5 protein-coding genes are annotated in these 11495 nt (G+C 71.6%); 3 read left to right on the top strand and 2 right to left on the bottom strand.

Features of this window, described 5'->3' with window-relative positions; translation table 11 throughout:
- Positions 1-646: 646 nt before the first annotated feature.
- From T328_RS12770 to T328_RS12760, 3 genes are read left to right on the top strand one after another with little or no spacing between them, the layout of a single operon-like run.
- Positions 647-2026: an ABC transporter substrate-binding protein gene (locus tag T328_RS12770; RefSeq protein WP_496496116.1), complete on the top strand. Its 1380-nt coding sequence runs from the start codon at positions 647-649 to the stop codon at positions 2024-2026.
- A gap of 22 nt (positions 2027-2048) precedes the next feature.
- Complete coding sequence (locus T328_RS12765) at positions 2049-3461, top strand: carbohydrate ABC transporter permease (protein ID WP_496496115.1); 1413 nt, start codon at positions 2049-2051, stop codon at positions 3459-3461.
- The gene (locus T328_RS12760; RefSeq protein WP_496496114.1) at positions 3458-4381 is read left to right on the top strand and encodes a carbohydrate ABC transporter permease; all 924 of its coding nucleotides are present in this window, start codon (positions 3458-3460) and stop codon (positions 4379-4381) included. The genes T328_RS12765 and T328_RS12760 overlap by 4 nt, the downstream gene beginning before the upstream one ends.
- A gap of 245 nt (positions 4382-4626) precedes the next feature.
- Here the strand turns inward: T328_RS12760 and T328_RS12755 are convergent, their stop codons facing one another.
- Positions 4627-6237: a stealth conserved region 3 domain-containing protein gene (locus T328_RS12755; protein WP_496496113.1), complete on the bottom strand. Its 1611-nt coding sequence runs from the start codon at positions 6235-6237 to the stop codon at positions 4627-4629.
- A gap of 126 nt (positions 6238-6363) precedes the next feature.
- Positions 6364-11355, bottom strand: coding sequence for an NAD-glutamate dehydrogenase (locus T328_RS12750; RefSeq protein ID WP_496496112.1), 4992 nt, complete (start codon positions 11353-11355; stop codon positions 6364-6366).
- Positions 11356-11495: the final 140 nt, after the last annotated feature.

The following is an 11495-nucleotide window of genomic DNA, read 5'->3' as shown; positions in this document are numbered from 1 at the left end:
ACCCAGACCCAGACCCAGACCCAGACCCAGCAGCCTGCTGCCACCCCAGGCAGGCGGCAGCCACCCCACCCCGTACGCACCTGCGCGCGCACGCACCGGGCAACGCCCGCCCCGCAACCACGTCGCCGCCCCCGCCCACGCACGGGCGAGGTCGGCCCGTAGCACGTCAGCGCCCGTGCCCTGCTCCGCCCGCCCCGGCACACACCCCCGCGCGCCCCCATCCGCTACGCCCCACTCGCACCATCCGCCCCACCCATCCCCCCGGCAACAATCTGCCACCCCTCGCGACCCGTCCCCACCGTCAACCCGCCGCCCCTCCCCTCCCCCCACCGGCCGGCCCTCTCCCCCACCTCCGCGCCCGCACTCGCCCCTCCCTCCGCAGCCCCACTCCCACCAGCGGTTTTTCCACCCACCCCGGCTCTCACCCACCACCGCACGCCCGCACACTCCGCCCCTTCCAGTCACGGACCGGTCACGAAACGGCCGTTGTCGGGGTTTACGTACGAGGCGCTATTGCGGGCCCGCCGGTCCGGGCGTAGGACATACTCCACAGCAATTCGCACCGGTACACGGCACAGACCTTGCGGGGCAGGTCTGCGTCGGCACGGGACAACCCCATCTGCCCCGCGTTCCTGGGGAGGCTGGGATGCGCAGTTCGCTGCGGACACTGCAACAGGTGAGAGTCGTGCGGACCACGGTGGCGTTCGTCGCCGCGGGCGCGCTCGCCGTGACCGCCGCCGGGTGCGGCGACGACGGCGACGACAGCGGCGGCGACGGCGGGAGGGCCGCCAAGGCCGGCGCCGGCGTCGAGCTGCCCAAGCTGGACGGCGAGTCACTGCGCGTCGGCGCCGTGTGGACCGGGCCTGAGCAGAAGAACTTCGAGAAGGTCATCGACGGCTTCGAGGAGCAGACCGGCGCCACGGTGGAGTACGTGCCGACCGGCGACAACGTCGCGTCCTTCGTCCGTACCCAGGTCGCCGGCGGCGAGCCGCCGGACATCGTGTTCGCGCCGCAGGTGGGCGTGCTGCAGGAGTTCGTCAAGGAGGGCTGGGCGAAGCCGCTGAACGCCGCCGCGAAGAAGGAGCTGGGCAAGAACTTCTCGCAGGGCTGGCAGGACCTGGGCGCGGTGGACGGCGAGCAGTACGGCGTGTACGTCAAGGCCGCCAACAAGTCCCTGGTCTGGTACAACACCATGGCCTTCGAGAACGCGGGCGCCGCGGAGCCGAAGGACTGGCAGGGCTTCCTGGACACCGCGCAGCTCATCTCCGACTCCGGCGTGCCGCCGGTGGCGGTCGGCGGCGCGGACGGCTGGACGCTCACCGACTGGTTCGAGAACATCTACCTCTCCCAGGCCGGCCCGGAGAAGTACGACCAGCTCGCGGCGCACGAGATCCCGTGGACCGACCCGTCGGTGAAGGACGCGCTGACCACCCTCGGCGAGCTGTTCGGCAACGACACGCTGATCGCGGGCGGCGCGAAGAAGGCGACGAAGATGGCCTTCCCCGACTCGGCGACCGCCCCGTTCGCCGACCTGGACAACCCGGGGGCCGCCATGGTCTTCGAGGCCGACTTCGTCGGCGCGTTCGTGAACGAGACCGACGCGAAGGTCGGCGAGGACGCGAAGGTCTTCCCGTTCCCGGCGGTCGGCGCGGACTCGCCGGTGGTCACCGGCGGCGACGCGGCCGTGACGCTGACCGGCTCGAAGGGTGCGCAGGCGCTGCTGACGTACCTGTCCACCGCCGAGGCGGCGCAGGCGTGGGCGGAGCCGGGCGGCTTCATCTCGCCGAACAAGAACATCGACATGGCCGCGTACCCGAACGACGTGCAGCGTGAGATCGCGCAGGCGCTCGTCGACGCCGGCGACGACTTCCGCTTCGACATGTCCGACCAGGCGCCCGCCGACTTCGGCGGCACCGCGGGCAAGGGCGAGTGGAAGGCGCTGCAGGACTTCCTGGCCGATCCGAAGGACGTCGAGGGCGCGCAGCAGGACCTCGAGAAGGCCGCGGCCGCGGCGTACAAGAGCTGACGGACGGAGCCGGGAGACCCTGATGTCGACCTCGTCCGCGGGGGGTGCGGCGGACTCCGCCGCACCCTCCCCCCTGTCCCCACCGGGCCGCACGCCCCCCGCGAAGCAACCCGAAAAGCCGGCCGCGCCGGGCAAGCCGCCCCGGCGCCGGTCGGTGGTACGGACGAACAGCTCGGTGGCGGTGTGGTTCCTGCTGCCGGCCGCGGTCCTGCTCGGCGCCCTGGTGCTGTATCCGATCGGGTACTCGGTCTACCGCAGCCTGTTCGGCGTCTCCGGCAGCGACTTCGTCGGCCTGGACAACTACACCGAGCTGTTCAGCGACGACCGCATGCGCACCGCGCTGCGCAACAACCTGATCTGGGTGCTCGTCGCGCCCGCGGTCTGCACGGCGCTGGGCCTGGTGTTCGCCGTCCTCACCGAGAAGGTGCGGTGGGGCACGGCGTTCAAGATGGTCGTCTTCATGCCCATGGCAATCTCGATGCTGGCGGCGGGCGTCATCTTCAGCCTCGTCTACCAGAACGAGCCGGAGCGCGGCGCGGCGAACGCGGCGTGGACGACGATCCACGACACGTTCACCGACCCCGCGCCCTGGCCGGGCGCCCGGCCACGACCCAACGGCGATCTCAAGGGGCCGGACAAGGGCCCGTTCACGTCCGGCACCACGGTCAGCGCCGGGCAGACGGCGCTGCTACCGCTCGTCGCGGTGAAGCCGCAGGACGCGGAGGGCGAGCAGCCGGCCGCCGAGCCGCAGGCCGGCGGCGACGGGATCAACGGCACGGTGTGGCTGGACTTCAAGCCCGGCGGCGGTGAGCCGGAAGTTGTCGACCGCGGTGAGAAGGCGCTGAAGGACATCAAGGTCGAGGCGGTCAAGGGCGGCAAGGTCGTCGCCTCGGCCACCACGGCGTCCGACGGTACGTTCACCCTGCCCGCCGAGGCCGACGGCGCCCAGCTCCGGCTGCCCGCCTCGAACTTCGCGGAGGCGTACGGCGGCGTCGACTGGCTCGGCCCCTCGCTGGTGACACCGGCGGTGATCGCGGCGTACGTGTGGATGTGGGCCGGCTTCGCGATGGTGCTGATCGCCGCGGGGCTCGCGTCGGTGCCGCGCGAGCTGATGGAGGCGGCGCGGGTGGACGGCGCCAACGAGTGGCAGGTGTTCCGGCGCATCACGGTGCCGGTGCTGGCGCCCGTGCTCGCCGTCGTGCTCGTCACGCTGATGATCAACGTGCTGAAGATCTTCGACCTCGTCTACATCATCGTGCCGAGCGCCCGGCTGGAGGACGGGAACGTGCTGGCCGTCGAGCTGTTCCAGCAGGCGTTCTCCGGCACCGAGCCCAACCTGGGCATGGGCAGCGCGATCTCGGTCGTACTGCTGCTCCTCGTCATCCCCGTGATGATCTTCAATATTCGCCGTCTGCGAAAGGAGTCCGGCCGATGACCACCGCAGCAGCGGCGGAGACCGCACCGAAGCCGGAACCGCAGGAGGCGGAGAGCGAGGCGCCGGCGAAGGAGTCGATCGCCTCCCGCATCGGCCGGTACGCGGGCGGCGGCGCGGTCCGGGCGTTCCTGGTGATCGTGGCGTTCCTGTGGCTGACCCCGACGGTGGGTCTGCTGCTGTCGTCGTTCCGCGATCCTGCGGACATCGCGACGACCGGCTGGTGGAAGGTCTTCGGCGATCCCGGGCAGCTGACCACGGACACGTACGACGCGCTCTTCGGCAACGAAGACGTGATGGGCGCGCTGCCGACGACGATCTGGATCACGGTGCCGTCCACGATCCTGGTGGTGGTCATCGGCGCGCTGGCGGGCTACGCCTTCGCGTGGATGGACTTCCCCGGCCGGGACTGGGTGTTCCTGGCGGTGGTGGGTCTGCTGGTGGTGCCGGTGCAGGTGGCGCTGATCCCGATCGCGTCGCTGTACCGGGACCTGAACCTGTTCCACACGATCACGGGCGTGGTGCTCTTCCACACCGCGTTCGGGTTGCCGTTCGCCATCTTCCTACTGAGGAACTTCTTCGCGGAGATCCCACGGGAGCTGCTGGAGGCGGCGCGCATCGACGGGGCGGGCGAGCTGCGGCTCTTCTTCCGCGTGGTGATGCCGCTGGGCGGGCCGGCGATCGCGGCGCTGAGCATCTTCCAGTTCCTGTGGGTGTGGAACGACATGCTGGTGGCCCTGGTCTTCGCCGACCCGGGCAAGCCGCCGCTGACGGTGGCGGTGCAGCAGCAGACGCGGCAGTTCGACAGCAACATCGAGCTGATCGCGTCCGGCGCGTTCATCTCGATGATCATCCCGCTGATCGTCTTCTTCGCCTTCCAGCGGCAGTTCGTGTCGGGTGTGATGGCGGGCGCCGTGAAGTAGGGACGTAGCGGCAGGGACGAGGCAGCCAGGCAGAAGCGGTACGGCCGTCCGGGGACTTCACCCGGGCGGCCGTACTGTCGTACCGCTGGGACGCGGGCGCCGATGACGGCGGCGCTGGGCGAGTTGGCGGCGCTGGGGTACTGGCTGCATTTCATCCATCCGGAGACGCCGTGGCACCCGCACGACGCGGACAGCTACCTGCCGCACGTACAGGGGCAGCCCCGCCCCCGGCCGCGCCACCACCCTCATCCCGGCAGCTCGTACGCACTCGGCACCGGGAAGTACGCCTCCAGGAACGACCTCAGCACCTCGGACGCCCCCGCCTCGCCCGCCACCCGGATCACCGCCCGGTCCCGCGCCGCCAACAGCCCCCGCAGCACGGCATGGGCGCCACTCGCCGCCGGATCCACGTCCGCGTAGCGGAGGGTCGCGGCGGCGGCGCGGCCGGTGTGGGTGGCGTAGTGGGGGTACAGCGAGCCCGGGATCGCCAGGTCGTCGCGGCAGGGGACGCGGTGGGCGGCGGTGGCCGCGTGCCGGTCGGTGAACTCGCGCTCGATCTCGGCCAGCACGCTGCGCCGCAGCGGGTGCGGGGCGTGCCGCAGCGGCTCCCGCGCGTCCGAAAGGAAGAACTTCGTGAGGCCGTTGGCGGCGAAGAAGTCCTCCGGAACGGCCTCGGCGCCGAGGAAGAGGTGGTCGCCGAAGTACAGGAAGTGCTCGGCGAGGCCGTCGATGTGGTGCAGTTGGCTCTCGACGGCGCGCGGGTTGGCCGTCGGCAGCGCGGTGGGGTCCGCGAAGACCTCGCGGTGCCCGACGACGGTGAGCCCGGGGTGCGCGGTGTCCAGCCACGGCGGGGCGCCGGCGTCGGTGAGCAGGTGGACCCGGCGGATCCAAGGCGCGTACGTGGCGAGGGAGCGCAGCGCGTAGCGCAGTTCGGCGTCGGCCCAGGTGTAGACGGCGTCGACCGGGTACGTGACGTCGTCGGGCAGCGGGCGCGCGAACTCCTCGCGGGTACGCAGCGTGATCCGGCCGCAGCCCCAGGAGCCGCGGTCGGTCATCTTCACGGTGGGGGCGCCGGCCGGGACGCTGTCGGCGACGCGGCCGGGGCGCGGGGCGAGGAGCCGGTCGCCGCCTTCGCCGCCTTCGCCGCCTGTGTCGCGGTGCCAGAACTCGATGTCGCAGCCGGAGTCGGTGCCGATGACCAGCCGCCGGCCCGGCTCGGTGCGGAACCAGGTGAGGCGCAGCACGTCGGCCTTCTCCAACTGCTGCCAGACGCCCGGCTCGTAGCCGGGGACGAACCGCGCGTACGAGCCGACCCCACCGCCCTCCGCGCCATCACCCGTCGCGCCACCGCCCGCCGCGCCGCCTTCCCCCGTACGGTCAGCCGCCCGACCGCCCCCCGCCCCCGCCACGACCACCGTCACATACGCCGGCCGCACCCGGCACAGCCGCGCCAGCACCCGGCACGCCCGCCGCCGTTGGGCCGCCGGCACCGCGACCACCGCCGGCCCGCACGCCCGCCCCCGCACCGCGAAGTACGGGACTCCGGCGGTCCGCAGCGCCCGGGTGACCGCGAGCACGGCGACGCGGCGGGCCTGCACCGGGGAGAGCGCGCGCTGCAGGTGGGCGACGCGCGGCCGGCCGTCGACGGTGACGACGACGCGGCCGGGGGCGTCGGCGGCGGCCTGCTCGCGGCGGGCCCGGAGGGCGGCGCGGAACCGGTCGGCGTGGTGCGGGGCGGCGAGTACGGCGAGGTGGCGACGGACGGCGCGGGGCAGCGCGCGGCGGTACGCGGCGACGACGGACGCCGTACCGGGGCCGACGCGCGGTGGCCGCTGATCCGTGACTGTCTGCCCCATGCGGGACAAACTACGCCATTCGCCCGCCCCGGACTTCGAGCAACGCCCACGCCACCCGCAACACCCGCAACACCCGCAACGCCCGCGTCACCCGCCGCGCACCCGTACCGCTACCCCGCGACACCCCTACCGGTTCGTCCGCAGCAACGTACGCATCGTCCGCATCGCCACCGACAGGTTCGCCAGGTCGAACGACTCCGAACTCTGGATCTCGTCCAGCGTGCTCCGCGCCCGGCCCAGGATCGCCGCGTTCTTCCCCTCCCACGCCTTGAACCGCAGCTCCGGCGTCACCACGTCGTCGCCCCCGTCCGGCTCCGCCGCCAGCACGTCGGCGGTGAGCAGCGCGTGCGCCGCGTACAGGTCCTCGCGGATGGCCGCACGCGCCATGGACTGCCACCGGTCGGCGCGCGGCAGTTCGACGATGCGGTCCATCAGCTTGCTGATGTGCAGCCGGTCGCCGAGGTCGTAGTACACCTCCGCGACGTCCAGCGGCTCGTGTCGCGCGCGGTCGGAGACGGCGACGATGTCCATCGTCGGGAACGCCGCCGAGAAGGAGGCGACCCGCTGCGCCAGCTCGGCCGGGACGCCGCTGTCGGTCAGCTCGTTCTGGTTGCGCTCGTACCACTCCAGGTCCGCGCCGCGCAGCAGCTTCGGCAGCGCCGCCCAGACCCGCGCGACCCGCTCGCTGAAGAAGTCGATGGTGTCGCCCAGCTGCAGCGGCTGCGGACGGTTGTTGAGCAGCCAGCGGGTGGCGCGCTCGACCAGCCGGCGCGAGTGCAGCCGGATGCGGGTCTGGACGTCGGCGTCGATGACGTTGTCGAGGGTCTCGACCTCGTCCCAGAAGTCGCCGAGGTGGAAGATCGCGCGGGCCGCGGTGTGCGCCCGTACGATCTCCTCGGTCGACGCGCCCGTCTCTTCCTTCAGCCGGTGTACGAAGGTCGTGCCGCCGGTGTTGACGGTGTCGTTGACGAGCACCGTCGTGACGATCTCGCGGCGCAGCGCGTGCGCGCGGATCTGGTCCGGGAAGCGCTCGCGCAGCGGCTGCGGGAAGTACGCGAACAGCAGCCGTTCCAGGTACGGGTCGTCGGGCAGCGCGGTGGTGACCAGGTCCTCGGCGGTGGTGATCTTCGTGTAGCCGAGGAGCACCGCCAGCTCGGGCTGGGTGAGGCCGACGCCCGCGGCGAGGCGCTCGCGCATCTGCTTCTCGGTGGGCAGGAACTCCAGGTCCCGGTCGAGCGCGCCCTCCTTGCTGAGCTTGCGCATGTACCGGTGGTGGGCCTGCAGCAGGCTGGGGGCCTGGGCGACGCCGTTGGCCAGGGCGGTGTTCTGCGCGTAGTTGTTGCGCAGCACCAGCGCGGCGACCTCGTCGGTCATCTCCCCCAGCAGCAGGTTGCGCTGCTTGACGGTCATGTCGCCGTCGCCGATCACCTGGTTGAGCAGGATCTTGATGTTCACTTCGTGGTCGGACGTGTCCACACCGGCGCTGTTGTCGATCGCGTCGGTGTTGATCTTCCCGCCCCTCCCGTCGGGACCCCCGACCCGCGCGAACTCGATCCGGCCCAGCTGCGTCGCCCCGAGGTTGCCGCCCTCACCGACGACCCGCGCCCGTACGTCGACGCCGTCCACCCGGATCACGTCGTTCGCCCGGTCGCCGGCGTCGGCCTGCGACTCCGCCGAGGACTTCACGTACGTACCGATGCCGCCGTTCCACAGCAGGTCGACCGGCGCCTGGAGGATCGCCTTCATCAGCTCGGCCGGCGTCATCTTCGCGGCGCCGTCGCCGATGCCGAGCGCCCGGCGCATCTTCGCGTTCACCGGGACCGCCTTGGCCTTGCGGGAGAACACTCCGCCGCCCTCGGAGAGCTTGGCGGTGTCGTAGTCCTCCCAGGAGGAGCGCGGCAGCTCGAACAGCCGGCGGCGCTCGGCGTAGGAGACGGCCGGGTCCGGATCGGGGTCGACGATGATGTGCCGGTGGTCGAAGGCGGCGACCAGCCGGGTGTGCTCGCTGAGCAGCATGCCGTTGCCGAAGACGTCGCCCGACATGTCGCCGATGCCGACGGCGGTGAAGTCCTCCGTCTGGCAGTCCACGCCCAGCTCGCGGAAGTGCCGCTTGACCGACTCCCAGGCGCCGCGCGCGGTGATGCCCATGCCCTTGTGGTCGTAGCCGGCGGAGCCGCCGGAGGCGAAGGCGTCGCCGAGCCAGAAGTCGTACGAAACGGCGACCTCGTTGGCGATGTCGGAGAAGGTCGCGGTGCCCTTGTCGGCGGCGACGACGAGGTACGTGTCGTCCTCGTCGTGCCGTACGACGTTCTTGGGGTGCACGACCTCGCCGCCGACGAGGTTGTCGGTGATGTCGAGCATGCCGTAGATGAACGTCTTGTAGCAGGCGATGCCCTCGGCCAGCCAGGCGTCGCGGTCCGCCGACGGGTCCGGCAGCCGCTTGCCGACGAAGCCGCCCTTGGCGCCAGCCGGGACGATGACGGTGTTCTTCACCTCCTGCGCCTTGACCAGGCCCAGGACCTCGGTGCGGAAGTCCTCGCGCCGGTCGGACCAGCGCAGCCCGCCGCGCGCGACCTTGCCGAAGCGCAGGTGCACGCCCTCGACGCGCGGTGAGTACACCCAGATCTCGTACTCCGGGCGCGGCTCGGGCAGGCCGGGGATGACCTGCGGGTCGAGCTTCAGCGACAGGTACGAGTGCCAGCTGCCGTCCTTGTCGGTCTGGAAGTAGTTCGTGCGCAGCGTCGCCCGGATGACGGTGAGGAAGGAGCGCAGGATGCGGTCCTCGTCGAGGGAGGCCACCTGGTCCAGCGCGCCGTTCAGCTCCTCCAGGATGCCGTCGGTCAGCTCCCGCCCGGCGTGCTGCCGCTCCGGTGCCATGCGCGCCTCGAAGAGGTTCACCAGCAGCCGGGTGGTGTGCACGTTGGTACGGAGGGTGTCCTCCATGTACGACTGGCTGAACTTGGAGCCGGCCTGGCGCAGATAGCGGGCGTACGCGCGCAGCACCATCGCCTGCCGCCACGTCAGCCCGGCGACGGGCACGAGGGCGTTGAGCCCGTCGTCCTCCGCCTCGCCGTTCCACACCGCGGCGAACGTCTCCTGGAAGCGCTCGCGCGCGTCCTCGCCGACCTCCAGGCCGCCGCCGTTCTGCGACGGCGGGAACCGCAGCCCGAAGTCCGAGACCCAGACGTCGGCGCCGTCGGCGCAGCGCAGCAGGTACGGCCGCTCCTCGGCGACCTCCACGCCGAGGTTGTGCAGCACGGGCAGCACACGGGTGAGCGAGAACGGCGCGTCCGCCCCGTACACCTTCAGCCGGCGCTCGTTGGGCGCGGCGCCCACCGGCTCGTACAGGCTGAGGGCGAACGACTCGGTGCCGCCGCGGGAGCTGAGCCTCTCGAAGTGCTGCAGGTCGGAGACGGCGGTGCGGGGCGCGAAGTCCTCCTTGTAGCCCTCGGGGAAGGCGCCGGCGTAGCGGTGGGTCAGCTCGGCGGCGCGCTCCTCGCCGAACTCGGCGACCAGCGCCTCGGTGAAGCCGTCGTTCCAGGAGCGGGAGGCGTCGGCGAGGCGGTTCTCGATGCGGTGGACGTCGGCCTCGGTCAGCTCGCGCAGCTCGGTGCCGGTCTGGACGCGGACGACGAAGTGCAGCCGGGACAGGACCGACTCGGTGTTCCAGGCGGTGAAGTCGACGGAGGTGCCGCCGAGCTCCTCCTTGAGGATGTCGATCAGCCGCAGCCGCACGGTGGTGGTGTAGCGGTCGCGCGGCAGATAGACGAGGGCCGAGTAGTAGCGCCCGTACTCCTCCTGCCGGAGGAAGAGCCGCAGCCGGCGGCGTTCCTGCAGATACAGCACGCTGATGACGATGGCCTGCAGCTCCGCGACGGGGATCTGGAAAAGCTCGTCGCGCGGATATGTTTCGAGGATCTGCAGCAGGTCACGGCCGTCATGGCTGTTGGGCGTGAAGCCGGCGCGGCTGAGCACCTCGGCGACCTTGCGGCGGACGACGGGCACGCGGCGTACGGACTCGGTGTACGCGGCGGAGGAGAACAGGCCGAGGAAGCGGCGCTCGCCGACGACGTTGCCGTCGGCGTCGAACTTCTTCACGCCGACGTAGTCGAGGTAGGCCGGGCGGTGCACGGTGGCGCGGCTGTTGGCCTTGGTGAGCACCAGCATGCGGTGCTCGCGGGCCTTGGCGCGGACGTTGGCCGGCAGCCGGTGGAAGGACTCGGAGGCGGGCTGCGGCTTGCCGTCGTCCTTGGCGTACGCGGCGTGGGCGGGGTCGGCGCGCAGGATGCCGAGGCCGGTACCGGGGACGGCGGTCAGCTCCTCGCCGTCGCTGTTGACCGTCAGGCGGTACTCGCGGTAGCCGAGGAACGTGAAGTGGTCCGCGGCGAGCCAGCGCAGCAGTTCCCGGGCCTCCTCCACCTCCTGCGTGGGCATGTCGTCCGGCAGCGGCTCCTCGTCGAGATCATCCGCGATCCGCAGCGCGGAATCCCGCATCTTCTGCCAGTCCTCGACGGCCTCGCGGGCGTCGGACAGCACCCGCAGCAGGTCAGCGGTGATCTGCTTCAGGTCCTGGCGGTCGGACTCGCGGTCGATCTCGACGTGGATCCACGACTCGACGACGGCGTCATGCGGCAGGTCCTCCAGGCCGCGGACGTACGGCGGCGCGGCGTTCGGGTCGCGGCCGGCGTCCAGCACCTCCAGCAGCCGGCCGGTGACGTCCCGGCGGACGACGATCTGCGGGTGGATCACCAGGTGAATGCCGCGCCCCTGACGAGACAGCTCATTGGTGACGGAGTCCACCAAAAACGGCATATCATCCGTTACCACCTCCACGACGCTGTGGCTGGACATCCAGCCGTTCTCCTCCACCGTGGGGGTGTGCACGCGCACGTTGGCGGTGCCCTGCGGACGGTTCTGGGCCAGGCGGTAGTGGGAGAGCGCGGCGCCGAAGACGTCGACCGGGTCCCGGCCGAGCAGGTCCTCGGGCGCGGTGTGCAGGTAGTAGCGCTGGAGGTACGCGTCGAGGGTCTCGGGGGCCAATCCCCCCTCACCCGTCCCGTCCACCCGCGCGGCGTGCGCGAGCAGCTCGTTCTTGGCTTCATCCAGCTTGATCTGCATGGTCCTCAGGCTCCTGTCGCGCGCCGTTGCGTGACGGTTCTGGTGGGCCGGGGGTTCGCCCCGGCCCTGCTGACGAGCGGGCACGGCGCCGCGGCCCGGATGCCTCCGGGCCGTGCGCGGCATCGTGCCGGAACGGGGAA

Source organism: Streptomyces sp. CNX435, assembly GCF_059570575.1.
The sequence above is the reverse complement of the archived record's forward strand: the minus strand, read 5'-3'. Positions and strand labels throughout refer to the sequence as shown.